This is a genomic window from Antribacter soli, from assembly GCF_021568775.1.
GTDB classification, from domain to species: domain Bacteria; phylum Actinomycetota; class Actinomycetes; order Actinomycetales; family Cellulomonadaceae; genus Antribacter; species Antribacter soli.
In genome coordinates, this window is the sequence record NZ_JAKGSG010000034.1 from 76,660 (window position 1) to 99,143 (window position 22,484).

General features: G+C 69.4%; 20 protein-coding genes. 8 read left to right on the top strand and 12 right to left on the bottom strand.

The window, feature by feature from the left end:
- Positions 1-34: 34 nt before the first annotated feature.
- Both L1785_RS11960 and L1785_RS11965 read right to left on the bottom strand, forming a co-directional pair.
- Positions 35-4,276, bottom strand: a complete 4,242-nt coding sequence (locus L1785_RS11960; protein WP_236089494.1) for a family 78 glycoside hydrolase catalytic domain — start codon at positions 4,274-4,276, stop codon at positions 35-37.
- 810 nt (positions 4,277-5,086) lie between these two features.
- On the bottom strand, positions 5,087-6,127 hold the full coding sequence (locus L1785_RS11965) for a DUF695 domain-containing protein (RefSeq protein ID WP_236089495.1): 1,041 nt from the start codon (positions 6,125-6,127) through the stop codon (positions 5,087-5,089).
- Between the two features lie 133 nt (positions 6,128-6,260).
- Here L1785_RS11965 and L1785_RS11970 point away from each other — a divergent pair, with 133 nt between their 5' ends.
- Positions 6,261-6,539 carry a hypothetical protein gene (locus L1785_RS11970; protein WP_236089496.1) on the top strand — a complete coding sequence of 93 codons (279 nt, stop codon included), beginning with the start codon at positions 6,261-6,263 and terminating at the stop codon, positions 6,537-6,539.
- Positions 6,540-6,899 (top strand): cupin domain-containing protein, encoded by a 360-nt coding sequence (locus tag L1785_RS11975; RefSeq protein ID WP_236089497.1) that lies wholly within the window; start codon positions 6,540-6,542, stop codon positions 6,897-6,899.
- 34 nt (positions 6,900-6,933) lie between these two features.
- Here the strand turns inward: L1785_RS11975 and L1785_RS11980 are convergent, their stop codons facing one another.
- Genes L1785_RS11980 through L1785_RS11990 form a run of 3 tightly spaced genes read right to left on the bottom strand, consistent with a single transcriptional unit; the run spans position 6,934 to position 9,097 of the window.
- Positions 6,934-7,578: an alpha/beta fold hydrolase gene (locus L1785_RS11980; RefSeq protein ID WP_236089498.1), complete on the bottom strand. Its 645-nt coding sequence runs from the start codon at positions 7,576-7,578 to the stop codon at positions 6,934-6,936.
- Positions 7,503-7,943 (bottom strand): hypothetical protein, encoded by a 441-nt coding sequence (locus L1785_RS11985; RefSeq protein ID WP_236089499.1) that lies wholly within the window; start codon positions 7,941-7,943, stop codon positions 7,503-7,505. Before L1785_RS11985 ends, L1785_RS11980 begins: the two co-directional genes overlap by 76 nt.
- Positions 7,940-9,097 carry a hypothetical protein gene (locus tag L1785_RS11990; RefSeq protein WP_236089500.1) on the bottom strand — a complete coding sequence of 386 codons (1,158 nt, stop codon included), beginning with the start codon at positions 9,095-9,097 and terminating at the stop codon, positions 7,940-7,942. Before L1785_RS11990 ends, L1785_RS11985 begins: the two co-directional genes overlap by 4 nt.
- A gap of 523 nt (positions 9,098-9,620) precedes the next feature.
- On the opposite strand from L1785_RS11990, the gene L1785_RS11995 reads away from it, so the two are divergent.
- Together L1785_RS11995 and L1785_RS12000 are read left to right on the top strand one after the other, a co-directional pair.
- Positions 9,621-9,962 carry a hypothetical protein gene (locus L1785_RS11995; protein ID WP_236089501.1) on the top strand — a complete coding sequence of 114 codons (342 nt, stop codon included), beginning with the start codon at positions 9,621-9,623 and terminating at the stop codon, positions 9,960-9,962.
- A 19-nt stretch (positions 9,963-9,981) separates the two neighbouring features.
- Positions 9,982-11,268 carry an MFS transporter gene (locus L1785_RS12000; RefSeq protein ID WP_236089502.1) on the top strand — a complete coding sequence of 429 codons (1,287 nt, stop codon included), beginning with the start codon at positions 9,982-9,984 and terminating at the stop codon, positions 11,266-11,268.
- Between the two features lie 336 nt (positions 11,269-11,604).
- Here L1785_RS12000 and L1785_RS12005 read toward each other — a convergent pair whose 3' ends face one another.
- A complete protein-coding gene (locus tag L1785_RS12005; protein ID WP_236089503.1) occupies positions 11,605-12,543 on the bottom strand; it encodes an aldo/keto reductase in 939 nt (312 codons plus the stop codon).
- A 100-nt stretch (positions 12,544-12,643) separates the two neighbouring features.
- Here L1785_RS12005 and L1785_RS12010 point away from each other — a divergent pair, with 100 nt between their 5' ends.
- Positions 12,644-13,264, top strand: coding sequence for a TetR/AcrR family transcriptional regulator (locus L1785_RS12010; RefSeq protein WP_236089504.1), 621 nt, complete (start codon positions 12,644-12,646; stop codon positions 13,262-13,264).
- An 81-nt stretch (positions 13,265-13,345) separates the two neighbouring features.
- Here the strand turns inward: L1785_RS12010 and L1785_RS12015 are convergent, their stop codons facing one another.
- Together L1785_RS12015 and L1785_RS12020 are read right to left on the bottom strand one after the other, a co-directional pair.
- A complete protein-coding gene (locus L1785_RS12015; RefSeq protein ID WP_236089505.1) occupies positions 13,346-14,314 on the bottom strand; it encodes an alpha/beta hydrolase in 969 nt (322 codons plus the stop codon).
- Positions 14,315-14,346: 32 nt separating this feature from the next.
- A complete protein-coding gene (locus L1785_RS12020; RefSeq protein WP_236089506.1) occupies positions 14,347-15,222 on the bottom strand; it encodes a helix-turn-helix transcriptional regulator in 876 nt (291 codons plus the stop codon).
- A gap of 101 nt (positions 15,223-15,323) precedes the next feature.
- Between L1785_RS12020 and L1785_RS12025 the strand changes: the two genes are divergently transcribed.
- Both L1785_RS12025 and L1785_RS12030 read left to right on the top strand, forming a co-directional pair.
- Positions 15,324-16,628 carry a multidrug effflux MFS transporter gene (locus L1785_RS12025; protein ID WP_236089507.1) on the top strand — a complete coding sequence of 435 codons (1,305 nt, stop codon included), beginning with the start codon at positions 15,324-15,326 and terminating at the stop codon, positions 16,626-16,628.
- Positions 16,625-17,185 (top strand): cyclophilin-like fold protein, encoded by a 561-nt coding sequence (locus L1785_RS12030; protein WP_236089508.1) that lies wholly within the window; start codon positions 16,625-16,627, stop codon positions 17,183-17,185. Before L1785_RS12025 ends, L1785_RS12030 begins: the two co-directional genes overlap by 4 nt.
- A 37-nt stretch (positions 17,186-17,222) precedes the next feature.
- Here the strand turns inward: L1785_RS12030 and L1785_RS12035 are convergent, their stop codons facing one another.
- The 4 genes from L1785_RS12035 to L1785_RS12050 are packed head-to-tail and all read right to left on the bottom strand — an operon-like array spanning position 17,223 to position 21,290.
- Positions 17,223-18,809, bottom strand: coding sequence for a Na+/H+ antiporter (locus L1785_RS12035; RefSeq protein WP_236089509.1), 1,587 nt, complete (start codon positions 18,807-18,809; stop codon positions 17,223-17,225).
- A 31-nt stretch (positions 18,810-18,840) separates the two neighbouring features.
- Complete coding sequence (locus L1785_RS12040) at positions 18,841-19,857, bottom strand: zinc-dependent alcohol dehydrogenase family protein (RefSeq protein ID WP_236089510.1); 1,017 nt, start codon at positions 19,855-19,857, stop codon at positions 18,841-18,843.
- 58 nt (positions 19,858-19,915) lie between these two features.
- On the bottom strand, positions 19,916-20,863 hold the full coding sequence (locus L1785_RS12045) for an NADP-dependent oxidoreductase (protein ID WP_236089511.1): 948 nt from the start codon (positions 20,861-20,863) through the stop codon (positions 19,916-19,918).
- 37 nt (positions 20,864-20,900) lie between these two features.
- Entirely contained in the window at positions 20,901-21,290 is a 390-nt protein-coding gene (locus L1785_RS12050; RefSeq protein ID WP_236089512.1) for a nuclear transport factor 2 family protein, read from the bottom strand.
- Here L1785_RS12050 and L1785_RS12055 point away from each other — a divergent pair.
- Complete coding sequence (locus L1785_RS12055) at positions 21,274-22,374, top strand: helix-turn-helix domain-containing protein (RefSeq protein ID WP_236089513.1); 1,101 nt, start codon at positions 21,274-21,276, stop codon at positions 22,372-22,374. The genes L1785_RS12050 and L1785_RS12055 overlap by 17 nt on opposite strands.
- Positions 22,375-22,484: the final 110 nt, after the last annotated feature.

A 22,484-nucleotide genomic window follows, 5' to 3' on the forward strand; every position in this document is an offset into this window, starting at 1 on the left:
GCGCGCCTTGCAGCACGCCCCTCCCGACGGGCTACTACTGCAGCCGGAAGAGCGCGTTGATGGTCGACCCGTCGTCCGTCTCGACGGTCAGGAGGTAGCAGGATCCCGCCTTCCTCGGGGTCCTCCAGTTGTAGACGAACGTGCCCGCGGTTGCGTCGAACCGCAGCCCGGTGCCCGTGCTCACCACGGTCTCGATCGCGTCGGTCTGGGCCCGGCTGTCGCACGCGGTCCTGTACGCGGCGATGGAGGCGACGTCGTCGACGCTGGTCTTCTCGGTGGCGCCCGCGAAGACCTCGAACTTGACCGGCACGGTGGATCCGCCCTCGACCGTATTGACCACCCCGCCCATGTCGACCGGGGCGTAGAAGCCCTCGAGGGTCCACGGCAGGACGGTGTAGGACCTGGTCTCCATGGCGGCGTTGCCGGCGACATCGGTTGCGGCAAGCTCCAGGGCGACCGCGCCCCTAAACCAACCGTTGGTGCCGGTGGGCGTGGCCGGGTCGGTCTCCGCGACCACGGCCGGGGCAGTGGTGTCGGGAGCCGGTCCGTCGAGGACCCACAGGTCGGCGATCGACGGGTCGTAGTACGCGAACGCAGCGTTGGTGGTCGGGTAGAGGAACGTGACCGTCACCGTCCCCTCGATGTCGAGAGCGGCGGGCTGGTCGACGAGGATCTCGTAGCTCGTGACCGTCTGACCGGCGGCACTGCGGGTCATGTGCACGTGCTTGACCAGCGTGTCGTTGACGAGAACCTGATAGTCCTTCACCCCCGGGGTGTTCCAGGTCTCGCGCATCCTGAGCAGGAACGGCTCGCCGGCCGGGACCTTGACCCGGGCGGTGTAGAAGGAGCCCGGGAACTGGTTGTGCGCGTAGCGGCGGGTGAGTCCGGCTTCGAAGCTGGTGCCGCTGCTCGACGAGCCTGCGACAGCGTGGGCGCTCTCCGAGACCGACTCCCCGAAGTCGACGTGGTCGACGGTCGGTTCCGTCGGGGGCGCTGAGATGGCGGCTGCCTTGAACGAGTAGGTCCCGGACCCCACGGTGACGACCGTCCTCGACTCCTGGTCGTCGTAGCTGAGGGCCTGAATGCCGTTCCTGACCACGAGCGGCTTGCCCGACTCGGTGACCTGGAAGGGGTGATCCGAGGGGATGCGCACCTGCGCGGTCGTGTTCACCGGCACGGTCACGTCCATGGTCAGACCGTCGGGTGTCTGCCGCCACGTGTTGGACAGCTCGCCGTAGACCGTCTGCAGCGTGCCCTTCGCCGAGGTCAGGCCACCTTCGACGTGGGGCTCGATGATGCTCGTGCGGTAGCCCGCCTCGCCGATCTGGATGCCGCCGATGTTCTGATGCATCCAGTCCGCCACGGCACCGTAGGCGTAGTGGTTGAAGGAGTTCATGTCCACCGGGCCGAACGAGCCGTCAGGCATGATCGAGTTCCAGCGCTCCCAGATCGTGGTCGCGCCCTTGTCGATCTCGTATCCCCAGGACGGGTAGTCCTTGTGCTGGAGCATCGTGTAGGCGAGGTCGTCGCGGCCGATGTTGGTCAGCGCGGGCAGCAACCACGGGGTGCCGATGAAGCCGGTGCGCAGGTGGTAGTTGGTCTGTGCCAGCTTGGCCACGAACTTCTCCCCCGCCTTGCGCTCACGGCCCGGGTCGGTGATCAGCTGCTGACCCAGGGCGAGCGCGTAGCCGGTCTGGGAGTTCCCCAGCACGGTGCCGTCGGACGCGACATACGCGTTCGTGAAGGACTGACGCACGGCCTGGTAGAGGTTGGCGTACTCAGCTGCCTCCGCGTCGCGGCCGATCGCGGCGGCCATCTCGGACATCATCTTGACGTCCTGTGCCCAGATCGCCGTGCCGAGCACACCCTGGTTGGTCGGGTCGTCCAGGTGCAGCCAGTCGTTGGTGAAGAACCACAACCGACCCGTCTCCAGGTTGTCCGTGCCGGCGCTGGCCCGGGCATAGTCGAAGAACCTCTTCATCGCCGCGTAGTTGTCCCGGACGATCTGAGCGTCGCCGGTGGCGTTCCAGACCGCGTGCGGCACGGTGATGATCGCGTCCTCCCAGCCCACGGCGCTCCGGCCGAAGGCGCCGTTGGTCGACGGGACGACCGACGGCACCCCGCCGCCTGCGAACTGCTCGTCCCGTACGTCGGTCATCCACTTGCTCAGGAAGCCCCGGGAGTCGCTCAGGTAGTTCGCCGTCGGCGCGAAGATGCTGATGTCACCGGTCCAGCCGAGCCGCTCGTCGCGAGCGGGGGTGTCGGTCGGGATGGACAGGAAGTTGCCCCGAGCACCCCAGGTGACGTTGCTGTGCAGCTGGTTGAGCATCGAGCTCGAGGTCTCGAGGTAGCCCACCCGTGGCAGGTCGGATCCCAGCACCACGCCCTTGACGTCGGTGCCCGCCGGCGCCAGGGCGAGGCCCGTGATCTCGATGTAGCGGAAGCCGTGCTGGGTGAACGTCGGCTGATACGTGACCGTGCCCGTCTCAGCGAACGTGTAGTGGTCCGTGGACAGAGCCTCGCGGAGGTTCGCGGTGTACATCGTGCCGTCGGGGTTGAGCACCTCGGCGTGACGAAGCCGGACGGTCTCCCCGGCACTCCCCGTGATCGTGACCCGCGGGACGCCGACCATGTTCTGGCCGAGGTCGTAGATCTTCACTCCCGGGATCGGCTCGGTGATCTCGACCGTGTCCAGCAGGCCGGTCTGACGGACCGGCTCGTCAGGCTGCGGCGACAGCTTCGCAGTGTCGGAGGTCTGCGCCGTCACCGGCTTCCAGACCGAGTCGTCAAACCCGGCCCCGTCCCAGCCCGACTGTTCCAGTGCAGCGGAGTAGGTCTCACCCAGCTGGTTGTCGGTGGCCACGAACGGGCTCGGAGCCCACCTCCAGCTCGAGTCCGTGTCGACCCACTGCACGCTGCCATCGGCGTAGGTGAGCCTCAGGCGAGCGACGAGGTCCAGGTCGGTGCCGTACTGGCCCTTGCCGTCCAGGCCGATCTTGCCGGCCCACCAGCCCTCGCCCAGTGCGCCACCGAGTCCGTTGGTGCCTTCCTTGACGAGGTTGGTCACGTCGTAGGTCTGGGACTGGATCCGCTTCGCGTACTCGGTGTAGCCCGGTGCCAGGAACTGGTCGCCAACCTTGTCGCCGTTGATCGAGAGCTCGTAGATGCCGTGGGCCGAGGCGTAGAGACGCGCACTCGTGAGCGTCTTACCGGCCGAGGTCGTGAACTCCTTGCGCAGCAGCGGCAAGGCCTCCTCAGGTCCCTTGAGGATGGCGTCGGTGGTCTGGTTCACGGTGACCTGACGGTCGGCGAACGAGCCGGCACTGAGCGGGTTGCTTCCGAAGTCAGGGTTGGCCAGCACGGTGCCGTCGGCGCTGGTCACCGTCAGGGAGCTGATGGTCACCGACTCGGTCCCGAAGGTGCGGATGCCGACCCGGCCCCAGCTGAAGTTGGTCGCCGCACGCGTGTCGACGATCTGGCCGTCCAGCGTCGTCTCGATCGTGTCGCCGGCCAGCCGGAAGGACAAGGTGTGCTCCCCCGCCACCAGTCCGGCGGCGGTGAACCCGAACGGCCGCAGGTCGACCTCACCGAGGAGGCTGTAGGCGCCGTTCACTCGAAGGTGCGGCCGCAGCATGGGTACACCGGAGCTGACGTTGACCTGCCACATGTACGTGTTGCTGATGTTCTGCGCCCGGACGAACACGCCGAATGCCACGCTGTTGAGCCTGAACCGCGTGGTCGCCGTGTAGTCGGTCCAGTGCTCGTACGACGGGGCCGGCATTCCGACCCATTCGGCGTTCCCCCAGTCGCCGGCAGACAGCAGACCGGTCTCGAACCACGCCGGTGCGCTCCAGTCGCTGACTGTGCCCTGGTCGTCCCAGACCCGCACCCGCCAGTGGTACCGCGTACCGGCCGTCAGCTGAGGACCGTCGTACTCGACGTCGACCTGACGCGAGGAGAGGACCTTCCTCGTGCTCCAGACGTCGGACGCACCGGCCGAGGAACCGACCTGGACCTCGTAGGCCAACTGCGTGACCCCCCGTCGAGACGAGGACGAGGCCCATCCCAGAACGGGGTCCTGACCTCCGATGCCCAGCGGGTTGACGCGCCCGTTCGTCGTCAGCCCCGCGACGGCGATCAGAGCCGCCACCTCTGCCTGGGCCTCTTCCGCCGGGCTGGGAAGCAGGATGCCTCCCACCGACATCGCCAGACAGGTGACGAGCGCGGCCAGCCGCCACGCAATCGCTGTGGGACGCCCCTCGGCGGGAATCGTCATCAGATTGCCTTCCATGCGACGCTGCAGGGTCAGGTTCAGGATTTAAGCGTTTCAATCGTGCTGGAAGGTATGGGAGCGGCACCACACGCGTCAAGACCCGTCTCAGGCTGCAGGGTCGGGGCGCCGCCACCCGCTCGTTCTCGGGATGGCCGCGAGCCACGTCTCTCCGCCGCGTGAGGGCATCGGTCGGGACCCGCCAATCGGATCTGCCGACAGGCGTCGGACTTGAGAACCGAGGGCATGGCGACGAGCGCGGTCGCCGGGGCTCGCACCCGTTCGGTGTCGATCTCCCGGACCCCCACGTCGCCCAGCGACTTCATGAGGTAGTTGTGCACTCGCCCCCGGTAGGCGATCACTGTGCCCCGTCGATGGAGCTTGCCGCCCTTGCCGGGCTCGCTCGCGATCCGCTCCAGCCACCGCTCGGCGCACTCCCAGAACGTGACGTCCCGAGCGGCTGCAGCCCAGGCCTCGGCCCGACGACGCTGAGCGACCCCGGCGGGCGGCACTCACTTGTCGATGGTGATCGTCTCGTGCACCCGGTTCAGCCACGCGCGAGCGTCTCGCTTGGCGAGGAACGTCAGCGGCCGGTCGTCCACCCCAAGAGAGGCGCGGGGGCGCGGCCGGTGGCCGAGGGGGGGCGGGGGGGGGGGGCGGGGGCCGCGCGGGGGCGGGAGCCGGATCAGAAGTTGACCATGGGGTTCCGGGGGGTACGGATCGTTGGAATCCTGCGGTATTCACAACGGTGGAGGCTCATGCCTCCTGCGTGCCACTCCGGAAGGGGCAGATCGTCGCACAGCTCGGATCGGACCGTCACACGCGGAACGGCCGTACGGCCTCCCACGACGGATCGAGCCGTGCACGCACCCGCACTCGAGCCCCCGCGGAGCCCCTCGCCGCCTTCTTGAGCTCGTCGGCACCACTCGTGGTGGAGTCGACGTAGCAGTGGAAAGTCCGTCTGCCGCCACCAGTCTGAACCGCGACTATCTGCCCTGCCCCTTCTTCCATGACCGCGTGCAGACTGCTCTCCAGGTTGGCCAGGTCGTTCTCGTCGTCTGGTCCTGGCATGCCCGCCGACGTCGCGGCGCGGAACTCCGCGGTGATCGCGACATGCTGGTCGAGATCCGGAGCCTGCACGGGCGACAGCCGGTTCAGGCACCGCACCAGCATCGGGCCGTGCGGCGTCCAAGCCTCGGCCAGGAACCAGCCCATCTTCCCGTCACGGGCGAACTCCTGAGTCACCACGGCCAGCATCGCCGGAAGCTCGGCGAGCGAACGACTCCCGTCCGGGTCCCCGACGGACCAGTCGATCTCCCCGATCCACAGCTCGGTCGCCTCCTCGCCCAGGGCAGTGTCCAAGCACAGGAATGCGATCTGGCCGCGAGCGTCGACGGGAACCGAAGCGAACACCGGGTGATGCACCGTCACGTCCAGGCCCGTCGCCCGCTGCTCCGCAACCACGAGCACGTCGGCGAACGCCACCTCCGCGCCCCCGATGCTCAGCACCGCGTCCAGCGGACCCGGTAGCCTCAGGTCGTAGAACGACCACGTCCGGTCCGACGGCGGCGCCGAGCGCAGCCACCGCCGCGCGATCCGCCGTAGCGGCGGGTCCCCGCCCGCGGTCACGGTCAGCTGGTGCTCGCTGTGGATGCCCTGGCCGAACTCCCATGCCAGCTCTGGGTGGATCGCGGCGACCCGCTCGCTCACCGCATCGACATGTTCCGCGAGCCGGCCAGCCGGCACCGCCTCGGCAAGCTCCCCAGCAGCACCGTCCCACCACCGCCAGAACTCATCGATCCCCGCGCTGACGTCCGCGTCGCTCGTTTCTCGCTTGCGCTTGCTGAACAGGCTCACGCCTTCTCCTCGCTCATGCCCGGCCGCTCCACCAGTTCGCGGCAGACCCTACCGCCACCGCCCGATCTCCAGCGGCATTGGGACTCCACCAGATGGAAGGCCATTAGTCGGCAGCGAGAATTGCATTCGAGACTTGCCAACAGTATTCAAAGAGTCTAGTTGGCGATCGCGTTCGGAGTTTGTCGTCGTTGAGGACGAAGAGTGGTGGGTGCGCTTCGGCCGGATCGAGGCCAACGGGGAGTCCGGCGCTCTGCGCAGGTATTCCAGCCTTGACCGGGACGTCCTCGATACACTCGCGCACAGCCCTGGCTGGAGCAACGAGGGTCTTTTTGCGCTGCTCCAAGGTTTTCGCCGGCTCGCCAACATCGGCGGCGCGCGGGTCGACCTGCCCGACGTCGAACTGGGGCTGTGAATGTCTGACAACTGGTACTCCGGCAACGCTGACGATGACGCGGACCAGCACCGTGGGTGGCTCCTGGGTCATTTCATCGCGCCGGAGACTCCCGGCAGCGCGGTCCGCGCGACGGGGGATCTGGAGGTCAAGTGGGGCATCCACCCCAAGGGCCAGCAGCGGCCCGAGTGGACTGCCGACGACCAGCGCACCACCATGCTCCTGCTCGTCAGCGGCCGGTTCCGCCTCGACCTGACGACCGGCAGCACCGTCCTGCAGCGACAGGGCGACTACGTTGTCTGGGGTCCTGGGACCGACCACTCCTGGCAGGCCGAGGACGACTCCGTCGTCGTCACCATCCGCTGGCCCTCTATCGGCTGACCCGCCGAACAGGCCGGTACGGGCTTGCGCGACCTCAGCGGCTCAGCGCCTCCGCCAGCACTGCGTCGAAGCCGGGCGCGTCCTGAGGTCGGTGCCGAGCGCCGGTGAGCACCTGGTGCTCCGCACCTTCGGCCACCAGTGCTGCTGCGATCGCCTCGTACTCGTCGTTCCATCCGCCGGTCACGACGATGGTTGACGTGCCAGCGATGTCGGAAGCAGCGATCCCGAGTCCCCACGGCGGCGGAACGGTGGAGAACCGGGCCGCGACCCGCTCCTCGTCCGGCCAGCGCTCCTCGTCGAACTTGCCCCCGAACATGAGAGGCCGCACGATCTGCCAGTAGGCACGAAGCCCATTCTCGTGGGCGCGCCGAGCTGCCTCCATCGTCGCGATGTGGCTCTCGATCGCGGGCTCACCTCGAGCGACGTCATACAGAGCGGGCTCGCAGAGCACCAGAGCACGCAGCCGCTGCCCGACCAGGGGAAGCGCGAGCAGAGCGGGGATGGCCCCGTGCGAGTGCGCGACGATGACCGCCGCTTCCTCGACCGCGGCCGCGACCGCCTCTGCCTTGCGACGGACCGACCCGATCGAGGCGAGGTCGAGCATCACCGCATCGGCGCGTTCGATTGTCGGCCAAGCCGCCGCGCCGGACCGTCCAGCACCATGAACGAAGACGAGCACGCCCCAATGTTCGCATTCTGGAGGACCCGGCTGGTCGCACCGGAAGGTTCAGCGCGGCGTGACCGCCAGTGCGGGTGGTCCTCCACCGTGACAGCCGCGTCACGGGCGGACGGGATCAAGCGTGGCGGTCCCTCCCAGAAGGCAACGCCGAAATCCCACTCGGCTTGCTCCCAGCAGATGAAGAACTCCGCACCGTCCGTCGTACGCAGGGCCAGACCCATGGTGGGGACGTGCCCGATCTCGTAGTCCCAGTCCTCGATGTCGTAGGTCCCGTCGTCCCCCTCGTATCCGAGAGGGAAGTACGTGACGGTCGCGAGTTGCGGTCGAGACAGCTGGGCCGCGACGGACCCGGTCTCGTGGGTCATCCCCATCCCGTCCACCGACCTCGCAGCTTCTCGCGAGCCGCATGGCGGACCTTCTTGAACGAGGCGTGCGCGGCAAGGTCGCTCAGCACGACGTCCGACGTCGCGTGCTCGACCAGGCGGCGCTGGCACCACATCGTCAGGCCCGGAAGGTCGTCGGCGATCTGCCGAGGTGACGTGGTCACCTCACGGATCAGCGCCCACTCCCGCAGACGGCGTGCGGGGAACGCCCGACCCTCCTCCGTGCGCAGCAGGTCGACCCACGTCCGCCCCTCCACCTCGTCGACATACTTGAGGACCTCCGTGACGATGTGAGAGCCGAGGGCCTCACCCTCAGCCACGATCTCCCTGAGCACAGGCCGCACATCAGCGCGCGGCACGACGTCCCAGTACAGCCACCACCGCGCGTGCTCGTCGTCGACGTCGAGGTCCTGAACCCCCACCTCGGCGGCGATCTGGCGCAGCAGCTCGACACCGCGTTCAGTGAGCCCGGGCAGGTCGGATCGCCGCGTCGACAGCCGCAGCTGCTTCGTCGCACTGGAGCCGAGAACGACAGCCCTGACCCTTGACCCGATCACCGGAATGTCCTCGGACCCGCCGATCGCGCCGTCACGAATCGCGGGCACGTCCACATGCCCGAAGTGGTCGAGTCCAGCGACCCACACACCCATCCCGAAGGTGTGGTGGCACAGGACGGTCGCATCGACCGCGAGACCCGCTTCAACCTCGACGTCAGCGACAGGTGCGTGACGAGCGTCGTGCAGATCGACAACGGCACCGCTCGGTTCAGATTCGTCGACATCCTCGGAGAACCGGCCGCGTGCGCTCATCACGTGCAACGCCGGCGACGCCGCCTGGCTGATCTCCCATGGCCACCCGGATTCGACCAGCCCGCCGGTGTCCCCGACCGCCGTCTCCCCTCGAGAGGCGACCATCATCGTGTACACATCGTCGAGCAGTGCTACCTCCGCAGGAGAGAACACGGTCCAAGTGCGCCACTCCCCTGGACTGCTGTCGCCGAGCGAGCCGAAGAACAGGTCGTAGAACGCCCTCCTCCCAACTCGCCGTACGCCGTCGTCGCCGCGGACGAGCAGCATGAGCACATCCATCACCTGGTTGCGCTGTCGCTGCTCGACAAGGCGTTTGCTCTCGCTCACGAGGCGAGTCTGGCAGCCGGGACCGATCCAAGCGGGCTCGGGGAATGTCCGAGGCCGGCTCGGGCGCGCGACGCCGTCGTCACGTCACCTCGACGCTTTCCGCGCCACGTGCAGCCACAGCGCGCGGCGGCCGCATCACATGCGATACGGCATCGTCGAGCTGACGGCCGCCCGAAGCATGGTCCCGGGGCGCTCACCGCTTGGCCGCCCGGTACATGGTGATAAGCGCTGTGACGCGGGCGTAGTCCTTCGCTCCGTTGAGCTCGGTGAGCAGGTCATCTGGGCACAGCTCGTAGAGCGGTCGCCCCAGCGGCGGTCGAGTCTGGTGTCCCAGATCTGATACCCGCCGGGCACGCCCCGAGCGACGTAGCGCCGTCGGCTCATGGACCCTTCCGGATGAACGGCCGGTCCCGGTCCGGCACCTCGTCTTCGGGCAGGGCGGCGCGCAGGACGACGTCCAGCACGCGGTCGACGTCGGCAGCGTAAGCCGGTCTTCGTCTCCTTCGCAGGCATCCCGCTGCAGATGCCCCCGATCCTGGACGACCTCATCCGCGAGCACGCCAACCGGCGCGGGCAGAGTCTGCACGTCGCCAGGGATACCGGCTGGTTCTTCCCCGGCGGGCAACCCGGCCGCCACCTCGCCACCGAGAACATCCGCAGAGACCTCGTCCAGATCGGGGTCAAGCCCCACGAGAACCGCAAGGCCGCGATGTTCCAGCTCGCCGCGAACATGCCAGCCCCCGTCCTGGCCGAGCTCCTCGGCACCACCGACAAGAACGCCGCCGACTGGGCACGCCTCGCCGCCCGCGACTGGGGCGCCTACATCCAGCACCGCACCGAAATGATGTGCCCACGTCGGTCCTGACGCCGTAGGGTCACCGTCCGTGACAGCGACCGGAGACCGCACCGCCCGGGACGCCACCCGACAGGGCCTTGGCTCCCGGTTCTGGAGGGTCCTGGCGGCGCAGTCCCTGTCGAGCGTGGGCACCGGGCTGCACCTGGTCGCGTTGCCGCTGCTGGCCACGACCTACACGCACGACCCACGGGTCATTGCCGCGCTGGCCACCGTCGCTGGCATTCCCGCCCTCGTGCTTGCCCTGCCTGTCGGGAACCTCGTCGACCGCACCCACCGCGGCCGTCTCATGGCCTACAGCGACCTGGCCTGCGTCCTGATCGTGGGCGCCCTTACCTTGGCGGTCCTGGCCGACGTCGCCGAGCTCTGGCTGCTGTTCACCGTCGCAGCCCTGCTGGGCGTCGCCGAGCTCATCTTCAGCACAGGCCTCTACGCCCTGATCCCCACGATCGTGCCCCGCGAGCACCTCCTGCGGGCCAACAGCCACCTCGCCGTCGGGCGGGAGGTCGGCGCCGGTGGAATCGGCCCGGCCCTCGCTGGGCTCCTCTTCACTGCGGCACCGGCCCTGCCGTTCGCGATCAACGCCGCGTCGTTTGCCGCATCGGCTGCCGCAATCGGGTCCTTCGCCCTCAGGCGCGACACCCGCCCGAACGCACCCGTCCCGCACACGGAACGGCCTGCGACCGGCAAAGCACGATTTGCCGCCTACACGGCCGACCTCACGGCCGGGGCACGTTTCGCGGCCCGGCACCGCGCGATCCGCACCACTCTCCTGCTCTCCGCCGGGGCAGGACTGTTCGGCTGGATGCCCGAAGGCATCCTCGTCCTCTTCGCCAGGGACGAGCTCGGCGCCTCGGACGTCCAGTTCGGTCTCCTCATGGCCGTCACCGCCGCAGGATCGGTCCTCGGCGGGCTCCTCGCCCCCCTCATCGCCCCCCGGACGAGCCTGGCCAAGCTCATCGTCACGACCTACCTGATCTACGGCGCACTGCTCCTTCCCGTCGCCCTCACAGACTCGATCTGGCTGGTCATGGCCATGTTCTTCGCCCAAGGGCTGCCGCTCATCGCCAGCAGCGCCGCGGTCCAATCCGCCCAACAGAGCCTCGTTCCCGCCCACCTCCTGGGGCGCACGGCCGTGCTGCGCCGCCTGATCAACGCCCTGACCATGCCAGCCGGCCTCACCGCCGGCGGCTTCCTCGGCACCTGGCTCAGCCTCGACGCGGTCTGGCTCATCGCAGGGGCCGGCTTCCTCACCATCGTCGCGCTCAGCGGACCCGGCCTGCGCAACCTCGCACCGGACGCCGCAATGCAGCACTGACGAGGCTGCCATCCAGGGCATTCGCTACCTCCGAATACGAGGCGCCACCAATCAGAAACGGCGGCAGACGCTGCACAACGCCGCAAAGCGAAAGCGCAGGTCAGCCGCCGTTTCCGGTGCTGGCGAGACCCCAGGTCTCGGAAGTTGATCATCTGATTCTGGGGGCTCGGGATCGTTGGAATCCTGCGGTTCTTCGTCCGGTGGGCGGGGGCTCGTGCCCCCTGCGTGCCACACCGGACGACGGCGCGCGCCGGCACCATCGGTACTGGCTGGCGCCGCGCGGCCCAGCCTAGGCCCGGGTGCTGGGCGGGCGCCTCGGCCACATGCGCACGAGGGTCAGAGCCCTCGTCCGCCGATGCCGCCGTCGGGTGCGATCTCGTCGATGCGGGCGAGGTCGGCGGGAGTGAGCTCGAGGTCGGCGGCGGCGATGTTCTGCGCGACGCGCTCGGGGTTGCGTGATCCCGGGATCGGGACGATGTAGTCCTTCTTCGCGAGCAGCCACGCCAGGGCGAGCTGCGACAGGGTCGCGCCCTTGCTCTCGGCGAGGTCGGTGAGCTGGCTGACGATGGAGAGGTTCTGGTCGAAGTTCTCCGGGTTCCACCAGGGGATGCGCTGGCGGAAGTCGTTGGCGTCGTAATTCTCGCGGGGCGCGACGGCGCCGCTGAGGAAGCCGCGGGCGAGCGGGGAGTAGGCGACGAACCCGATGCCGAGCTCCTCCAGCACGGGAAGGAGCGGCTCGGCGTTGTGGGTGAAGATCGAGTACTCGTCCTGCAGGACCGAGATCGGGTGCACCGCGTGGGCGCGGCGGATGGAGTCGGCGTCGGTGTTGGACAGGCCGAGGTACCTGACCTTTCCGGCGTCGACGAACTCCTTCATCACGCCCACGACGTCCTCGATCGGCACGTTGGGGTCGTCCCCGTGCTGGTAGAGCACGTCGATCGTGTCGATGCCGAGGTTGCGCAGGCTGTTGTCGACCACCTCGCGGACGTGCTCGGGCCGAGAGTCCCGGCCGAAGGTCTTGGTGAGGCCGAACTTGGTCGCGATGGTCACCTCGTCGCGGATCGGTGCCAGGGCGTGGCCGAGCAGCTTCTCGCCCTCTCCCCAGCCGTACATCTCCGCGGTGTCGAAGTGGGTCACGCCGAGCTCGTGGGCACGGCGGATCGCGGTGATCGACGCGGTGTCGTCCGAGGGGCCGTAGCCGACGGCGGTGCCCATCGCGCCGTAGCCGATCTCGGACACGGTCAGGCCTTGCCGGCCCAGGGTGCGCTGTTGCATGAGGAGCTCCAGGTTCTCGTACCAAACGGTTCGGTTCGAAAGTACGCCCCGTCGTCCGCCCGTGTCAAACCAAACGGTTCGGTCGGGTACCCTCAGAGGCATGCCTCCTCGCAACCCCGACGCCACCAGCGATCGCATCATCACCGCGGCCACCGCCGAGTTCGCCCGCCACGGCATCGCCGGAGCACGGGTCGAGCGGATCGCCAAGGCGGCGCGAACCAGCAAGGAACGCGTCTACGCGTACTTCTCCAGCAAGGAGGCGCTCTACCGGTTCGTCGCCGCCCGGGAGCTCGCGGCGATGGCCGACGCCGTCCACCTGGATCCGACCGACCTTCCGGGCTACGCCGGCCGCGTGCACGACCACGCCACCCAGCACCCCGAACGCCACCGGCTGATGACGTGGGGTCAGCTGGAGCTCCCGGCCGGGGAGACTCCCCCCGACGACCCGTTCCAGGAGTCCCTGCGCCGCAAGATCGACCAGCTACGCACAGCGCAGGACGCCGGCCACCTCGATCCCGCCTGGGAGCCCGAGGACATCCTCGTGTTCGTCAGTCAGCTGGCCACCTCGTGGGCCAGCCAGACCCAACTCACCCCCACCGGCGAAGAGCGCGACGCGTTCCTGGCAGCCCGCCGGGCGGCCATCGTCGCCGCCGTCGAGCGCCTGTTCCCCGCCACCACCAGCGATACCGCCCTTGCACCCGCGGATACTCAAGGCGCGTGACTGGCACCACGTCGTTCGGCTCCACGCTGCCAGGAAGTCCTGCTTGGGGAGCCCCTCGCTGTCGCGCGTGCCGCGTTGCCGCTACTTCTGTGGGACCCAGTTGAGGCTCGAGGAGAAGAAGGTCTCGAGCTGGTCGAACGGGATCAGGTCGGTGCGGTCGTAGAGGTCGATGTGGCGTGCCCCGGGGACGACCACCAGGTCCTTCGGTCCCGTCGCCTGCTCGTAGACGGTGTCGCTGAAGTAGCGCGAGTGCGCGTGCTCACCGGTGACGATCAGGATCGGCCTCGGGGCGATGTCCGCGAGGTGGCGCAGCTCCCCGAAGTTGATGTGCGCCATGCCGCTGGTCACGGTGAAGCCGCCGATGGAACGGGGGTGGCGGCCCCGGTCGGCGACGTAGTACTCGAAGAACTCGCTGGTGATCGGGTCGAGGCCGGCGTGGATCTCCGCCGGGAAGGTCGGGGACAGCGCGGGCTCGCCCGCGTCGACGTCCGCCCAGCGCTGCGCCGCGATATCGAGGAGCGTCTTGTGCCGCTCGTCGTCGGTCGCGCTGTCCAGCCAGCCGTACCTGTTGACCCGGCTGATGTCGTACATGGCCGCCGTCGCGACGGCCTTGATGCGCGTGTCGACCTGAGCGGCGCTCAGGGCGAACCCACCGCTGCCGCAGATGCCGATGGCACCGATCTTCTCGCGGTCGACGTAGGGGAGGGTGCCGAGGAAGTCGACACCGGCGCTGAAGTCCTCGGCGAAGAGCTCCGGGGAGGTGATGTGCCGCGGTTCTCCGCTGCTCTCGCCGTTGTACGACGGGTCGAACCCGAGGGCGACGAACCCTCGCCGGGCCATCTCCTGGGCGTATACGCCCGGGCCCTGTTCCTTCACCCCGCCGTGGGGCGGTCCGATGACGACCGCCTGGTGCTCGACCGACTCGTCGAGCCCCTTCTTGGCGTACAGGTCCGCGGCGATCTCGATGCCGTAGCGGTTCTTGTAGCGGACCGGAGTCCGCGTCACCTCGTCCGAGAGGACAAAGGTGTAGCCGTCTTCCTGCAAGGGCATGGGTCTTCCTTCCTGCGGACCTCGCTCCGAGGTCACGATGACATGTCGGGGACGTTCGTCTCGGCGGCCCAGGAGGCCAGGAGCTTGAGCCGCTCGGCCGAGGGGGAACCCGGTTCGGCGGTGTAGATCAAGAGCACGTGACCGGGCTCGGCGGTGAGGGCGAGCTCCTCGTAGGTCAGCACCACCTCACCGACGATCGGGTGGTGGAACCGCTTGGTGCCGGTGCCGTGGGTGCGCACGTTGTGCGCGCCCCACAGCGTGCGGAAGGTCTCGCTGCGAGTGGACAGCTCGCCGACCAGGTCCTGGAGTTCCTTGTTGTGCGGATCGCGGCCGGCTTCGGCGCGCATGACCGCCACGCACATCTGGGCGAGAAGATCCCAGTCGGGATAGAAGTCGCGCGCGGCGGGGTCCAGGAACTGGAACCGCGCAAGGTTGGGGGTGCGGCCGCCGTCGCCGATCACCGGCGAGTAGAACGCGCGGCCGAGCGCGTTGACCGCCACGAGATTCTGCTGCGCGTCCCGGACGAACGCGACTCCTTCGGTGATGGCCGCCAGCGCCCATTCCAGGCTCGGCCTGGGAACGAACGGCTTGCCGGCACGACGGCGGGAACGGCCCGACGTCGGGATGCCGTCGGCCGCCCGTGCGAGATCGAACAGGTGAGCACGCTCGGTCTCGTCCAGCTGCAGCGCCTTCGCGACCGCCTCGAGCACCGACCCGGACGCCCCGGCGATCGCGCCGCGCTCCAGCTTCGCGTAGTACTCCACGCTCACACCGGCAAGCACAGCAACCTCACCCCGACGGAGCCCCGGCACACGGCGGTTCGGCCCCGGCGGTAGGCCCGCGGCCTCGGGGGTGAGCTTCGCGCGGCGCGACATCAAGAACTCACGCACCTCGGCCCGGTTGTCCACACCGCCAGGCTAGGCCGCGCCCTCACGGCGAACGAGTCCCTGTCAGTACACCTATCGACAGGGACTCCCCCGAGCCCGCGCGAGTGGCGACGCTGATGAGCATGCCCGACACGCTGGCCTCCGCGCGACCCCGGTTCAGCCGGTTCCTGCCCACGCTGCTGCTGCTCCTGACGGTGTTCGGGCCGATCTCGATGGACCTGTACCTCCCGGCGCTCCCCGCACTGACCGCCGAGCTCGGCGCGGCCACGTCGGTGGCGCAGCTGACCGTGACCACGTGCCTGATCGGCCTCGCCGCCGGGCAGCTCGTCGCCGGGCCGTTGTCGGACCGGTTCGGGCGGCGCGGGATCCTGCTGATCGGCGTCGTCGCGTACGTCGTGACCTCGGGCCTGTGCGCGGTCAGCCCCTCCGTCGAGCTGCTGATCCTCGCCCGGCTCGTGCAGGGCCTGGCCGGCGGCGTGGGGATCGTGATCGCCCAGGCCGCCGGACGAGATGTGTACTCCGGCGGGGCCCTGATCCGCTTCTACGGGCGTCTGACGGTGATCGGCGGGCTCGCCGCGATCGTCGGCCCGCTGCTGGGCGGCCAGCTGAGCACCGTCACCGACTGGCGCGGCCTGTTCGCCTTCCTCGCCGTCGTCGGCGCCGCCCTGCTCGTCGCCGCCCTGATCGCCTTCCCCGAGACGCTGCCCGCCGGGCACCGGACCACCGGCGGCTTCGCGCAGACCGGACGAGACTTCCGGGTCCTGATCTCGGACCGCGACTTCCTGGGTGCGGTGCTCAGCCAGGGGTTCCTGTACGCAGCCCTGTTCGCCTACCTGTCCGGGGCCACGTTCGTGCTCCAGGGCATCTACGGGCTGACCCCGCAGGGCTACGCCCTCGCGTTCGGCCTGAACTCCGCCGGGTTCATGGTCTTCGGATACCTCGCCGGGCGTGCGTCCGAACGCTGGAGCGTGCCCGGCACCCTCGCCGTCGGCATCGTCGTGGCCGGCCTCGGCGCCCTCGGGCTGCTCGCCGCCGGCGTGATCGCCCTGCCGTTGTGGGTCGTGATCGTGTCGCTGCTGGCGCTGGCCAGCGGCGTGGCCATCACCTCCCCGCCGGCGACGACGCTCGCACTGGCCGACTACCCGCAGCTCGCCGGGACCGCCTCGTCGCTGCTGGGCATGGTCCGGTTCGGGTTCGGCGGCGTCACCGCACCGCTGGTCGGCGTCGCGGGCGCCGCGACGATCCTCCCTCTGGGAGTCGTCAGCGTCGTCGCGGTCGTGCTCGCCGGCGCCGCATACCTCGCACTCGCCACCCGGCCGCGGCCGGTCGAGGCCGCACCGGCCGCCGTCGCCGACCTCGGCAAGCCGCCTCCGGGAACGCCCGAGAAGGAGTTGGAGCAGTCCCTCGCCTCGAAAGGTCAAGCATGAAGCCCTCGAGAGTCTCGCTCGCAGCGTCCGTCACGCTCCTCGCCGTGCTGGCCGGATGCGCGGCCACCGAGCCGGCACCGACGTCTGGCACAGCTTCGGGTTCGCCCGCCCCGCCGTCGTCGGCTGCACCCACCCCGTCGCCGACGTCGTCCGCGGCGGAGTCGCCGGCCGAGCCTTCCGACCCCACCCAGGAGGTGATCGGCACCGTGGTGCGGTTCACCTCCGACGACAATCAGGTGGACGTCACGATCGATCAGGACACCCCGGCCGTGCGGGACTTCCTGTCGATGCTGCCGCTCGCTCTGGCCGTCGAGGAGTTCAACGGGCGGGAGAAGATCGCCTACCTCCCGCGGGAGCTCGACCACCAGGGCACACCGGGCTCGGATCCGGAAGACGGAGACCTCATCTACTACACGCCCTGGGGCAACCTGGGCTTCTACTACAACACCGCCGGCATCGGATACTCCGACGCGACCCTCCATCTCGGCACGTACGACGCCGCCCTCGACCAGCTCGACCTGCTCGAAGGTCCCGTCACTGTCGAGGTCGTGCCATGACGCGCCGCCGCCCGTGACCCACGGGCCGATGCGACGGTCACTCCCCCACCACGCCCGGGGACAGGCGGAGCTCCTCGTTGTCGAGGTCTGCCTGGAGGCGGCGCAGCACGGTGTCGTCGATCAGGCGCTCGTCGCGCAGGCGGACGACGGTGGCGCGCTTGTGGCCGATGAGGGCCAGGCGCAGGGCGACGTAGTCCTGGTACTGGAGCAGTACCGGGTCGTCGGCGGTGCCCGCGGTCCGTGCCCGGGCGGTCGCCAGGTGAGCTTCGTACTCCTGGCGCAGCCATTCGACGACCTTCGGTTCGGCGCCCAGGTCGGTGGCGAGCTGGGGCATGGCCTGGAGCGCTGCTTCGACGGCGGTGGTCTCGGCGAGGTTGTGCTCGTCGTCGACCGCAGTGTCCGGGGGCAGCCTCGCCCAGCGCACCGCTGCCGGCAGCAGGAGCCCCTGCGTCACCAGCGTCACGAGGATGACGCCGGAGGTGACGAAGACGATGAGGTCGCGGTCGGGGAACGGTTCGCCGGAGTCGAGCGCCTGCGGCACCGAGAGGGCGACCGCGAGGGAGACGGCGCCCCGGAACCCAGCCAGCCCACTGACCACACGTGCCCGGTGACTGATCCGGAGCAGGCGCTGCTCGGGACGGCGGTCGAGCAGGCGGACGACGTAGGTGGAGAGGAACAGGAAGGCGAAGCGCACGGCGACGAGCACCCCGCAGACGATGCCCACGGCGATCAGGGCTTCCTGGAGCTCGGGGCGGCTGAGGGTGCGGACGGCGTGCTGCAGCTCCACCCCCACCAGCACGAACAGGGTCCCGTTGATGAGGAAGGTGGCGAGTGGCCAGAACGCCATCGCCTGCGTGCGGTGTCCGGCGGGGATGATGCGAGGGGCGACCTGGCTCATGATCAGGCCGCTGACGACCACCGCGAGGACGCCGGAGGCTTCGACCAGCTCGGCGAGCAGGAATGCGGTGAAGGGCGCCAGGATCATGACGAGGTTGCCCAGCAGCGGGTCGGTCAGGCGCCGGCGGAGGTTCATGTTGACCCACGCGACCGCCACCCCGACCAGCGCTCCGCCGCCGTAGGCGAGCAGGAACAGCCCCCCGACGTGCGGGACGCTCAGGTGTTCCTCGCCGACAGTGATGCCGACGGCGAGACCGAAGATGACCAGCGCGGTGCCGTCGTTGATCAGGCTCTCCGCGCGCAGGACGGTGACCTGGCGGCGGGGCAGGGCGCGGGCCAGGACGGCGACTGCCGTCGCGTCCGTGGGTGCCACCGCCGCGCCGAGCACCCAGGCCGGCCCCCACGGCAGCCCGAGGGCGTGCCCGGCCGCCGCGACGGCCCAGGCCGTGAGGATGACGAGCACGGTGCTCAGCAGCACGATGCCGCGCAGGTTGGTGCGGATCTCCCGCAGGGAGGTCGTCAGGCTCTCCCAGTACAGGAGCACGGGCAGGAAGAGGAGCAGCACGACTTCCGGCGGCAGCTCCGTCTCGCGCACCGCCGGGACGAGCCCGAGGATGGCGCCGGTGACGAGCAGCACGATGGGAGGGGCGATGCCGAGGCGCTGCCCTACGGCGTTGCCCACCAGCACCGCCGCGCCCAGGAGCACGACGAGTTCCAGACCGAGCACGGTGGACTCTCCCGGAGAGAAGTGGAATGGGTCAGGGCGTCAGCAGCGTCTTGATGGCGCGCCGCTCGTCCATGGCCTTGTAGCCCTCGGCGACCTGCTCCAGGGGCAGGGTGAGGTCGAAGACCTTGCCGGGGTTGATCCGGCCGTCGAAGACCCGCTGGATGAGGTCGGGCAGGTAGGCGCGCACGGGAGCCGGGCCGCCGCGCAGGCCGACGTGGGAGAAGAACAGCTCCTGACCGTCGATCGCGACGTCGTGGGGTACGCCGACGAAGCCGACGTTGCCGCCGGGGCGGGTGGAGTGCAGTGCCTGCCGCATGGACTCCTGGGTGCCGACGCACTCCAGCACGCTGTCGGCGCCGACGCCGCCCGTCAGCTCCCTGACGTGGGCGACGCCCTCTTCACCGCGCTCGGTGACGAGGTCGGTGGCACCGAACTCCAGGGCGAGCTTCTGGCGATCCGCGTGACGGCTCATGGCGATGATGCGCTCGGCGCCGAGCTCCTTTGCGGCGATGACACCGCTCAGGCCGACGGCGCCGTCGCCGACGACGACGGCGGTGGAGCCGGGCCGGACCTCCGCGGCCTTGGCGGCGTACCAGCCGGTGCCCATGACGTCGGAGAGGGTCAGCAGGCTGGGCAGGAGCTCGTCGGCGGGGTGCTCGTCGGTGGCGACGAGAGTGCCCTGGGCGTTGGGGATGCGGATGTACTCGGCCTGGCAGGTGCTCATGAACTCGCGGTGCACGCAGTTGGACTGGTACCCGGCCAGGCAGTTCGGACACGTGTTGTCCGACGTGGCGAAGGAGCCGATGACGAACTGACCAGGCCGGACGGACGTGACGTCGCTGCCGACCTCCTCGACGATCCCGACGTACTCGTGACCCATCGGGTGCGGCTGGCCGACGGGCTCCAGGCCGCGGTAGGCCCACAGGTCGGACCCGCACACGCAGGTGACGACCGTACGGATGATCGCGTCGGTCGGCGCGATGATCGTGGGCTCGGGGACGTCCTCCACCCGGATGTCACCGGGGGCGTGGATCACGGTGGCGCGCATGGTGCTTTCTCTCCATCTCTCGATCAGGTCAGGTACGGCGCGACGTGCGCCGTCGCAGCTAGAACTCCAGGATCAGGCGGCCGCGCAGCTTGCCGCGCTGGAGTCGCTCATGGGCCGCTGCTGCTTCGACAGCCGGGTACACGTGGGTGACTCTCGTGCTCACGACGCCCTGCTCGACCTTCCGTGCCAGCGATTCGATGGCGTCGTGCCGCGTCGCCGACCGCATGACATAGGAGTGGAACGGTGTGATGCCGCGGTCCGGCACCACGGGTGTGGGCAGGTAGAACGCGACCTGCCCGCTGTCGCGGACGGCCGGGAGGACCGCGTCGGTGAGAATCGCGGCGTCGGCGAGGGCGTCTGCCCCGCGGCCTCCGGTCGCGTCCAGGACGTCGCTGACGAAGTCGGTGCCGCGCCGGACGACCCATGTCGCCCCGAATCCGCGCACGAGCGGTTCGTCCTCCTCGGCGGCGTCGGCGATCACGACCAGACCCCGCCCGGCGCCGAGCTCGACCAGGTAGCCGCCCACGGCGCCGGCCGCGCCGGTCACCGCGAGGGTCGATCCGCTGCCCAGAGCGAGCGCCTCGAGCGTGATCTCGGCGGTCAGCGCGTTGGACAGGAACGAGGCGCCCTCGGCGAAGCTCACGGTCGACGGCATCCGGGTGACCGACTGCGCGGGCAGCACGATGTACTCGCTGTATCCGCCGTGGGCCCCGGAGGGCACGACGAAGCCGATCGCGGCATCGCCGACGGCGAGGTCGAAGCCGTCCGGCTGGTCGGGTCCGATCTCGTCGATCGTGCCCGACACGTCCATGCCGGGGATGATGGGGTGCGCCTCGTCCGCCTCCATGCCGGCGAACGACCCGGAACGGATGATCGCGTCCACGGGGTTGACCGCGGCCGCGCGAACGCGGATGCGCACCTCGCCGGCGCCGGCGTGCGGCTCCGGCAGCTCGACGAGGTGGAGCACGTCGGGCGCTCCGTGCCGGGTCAGGCCGACGGCCTTCATCGCTCGTTCCTCCACGCGACCCTGGCGCCGAGTGCCATCAGCCCTGGAAGTACTGGGTCACGGTGGCGCTCTCGCCCACCTGGTAGTTGTGCACGATCTTGTCGCCGGCGATCGTCCAGATGTGGACGAAGCGGGCCTGGAAGTCCTCGCCCGTCTTGGCGGTGCCGACATAGTGGCCGACCGCCAGCACCCGGTCGCCGTCCGCGTAGAGGTGCTCCGGGCGCGCCACGAACGACTCGAAGCCCTGGTTAAGCGGAACCAGGAAGTCGGACACGACGTTCGCGAGGCCGGTGTAGACCGCACCCCCTGGCATGGTGGGCGTGATGTCCCAGGTCACGTCGGGGGACATGACGGCGCTGATGACCTCGGGGTCTCCGTTCGCGGCGTAGAGGCGCTGAATCAGGGCGATGTTGTCGTTCGACGACACGGGTTTTTCCTTTCTCGGGTGGCTCGCCACATCCGAGGGAGCCGGGGAGTGCGACGGCCGGCGAAGGGTCCGCGAGCCCGGACTCGGGCATCGGCGCGGTCGCGTCGTCGAATCTGTCATGGTGCTCGCGTCGGCCAAAAGGGGAGGAAAACCTACCCCCCTCCCTGCGACGCCCGTGGACCCCGAGGACACCCGGCCGCGCCGCGACAGGTTGCGGGAGAATGGTGCCGTGGTGGAAACGCGGTGGAAGGAACTCGGCGACTTCCTCAAGGCGCGCCGTGCGGAGCTGCGGCCCGAGCAGCTCGGACTGGACGTCGCCGACTCACAGCGGCGCGTCCCGGGCCTGCGTCGCTCCGAGGTCGCTCGCATCGCCGCCATCAGCACCGAGTACTACACCCGGCTCGAACAGGGCAGGCTTCCGGCGTCGGCGCCGGTACTCGCCGACCTCGCCCGCGTGATGCGCATGAACGATGACCACCGTGCCTACCTGTTCGAGCTGGCAGGCAAGGTCCTCGACGCCCCGAAGGTCGCGCCCCGCCAGACCCTCCAGGCGCCACTGCAGCGGATGCTCGACGACCTCGCCACCACCCCCGCGTTCGTCATCGGCAGGCGAACCGAGATCCTCGGGTGGAACCGTCTCGGGGCCGCGCTCATCACCGACTTCGCAGCGATACCGGAGCGGGAGCGGTACTTCATCCGACTTCTGTTCACCGATCCCAGGATGCGAAGGCTCTACGCCGACTGGTCGGAGGTCGTGCAGCTGGCGATCGCGCAGCTGCGGATGGTCAGCGCCCGGTACCCGGACGACCCTCAGCTCGCCGCCATCGTCCGGGAGCTCTCCGATCGCGATGCCGACTTCACGACGTTCTGGACTTCCCACGATGTGGCCAGCCGCGGAACCGGGTCAAAGCGCCTTCTCCACCCGATCGTCGGGGAACTGATACTCGACTGGGAGGCACTCTCCTCGGCGAGCGACCCCGACCAGCAGATCATCATCTGGACCGCCGCACCCGGATCCCGATCACACGATCGCCTTCGCGAACTCGCAGCGTATGCACGTGAGCGCCACGACGACACACGGTAGGTGAAGCGGTTTGTCGCCCGCGGACCAAGTCCCGTCGCTGTAGCTCGGCGCCACCAGGGCAGGCTTCTTCGGCGCGATCCGACGATCATCGGGGTCGCTGCCGGGTGCGA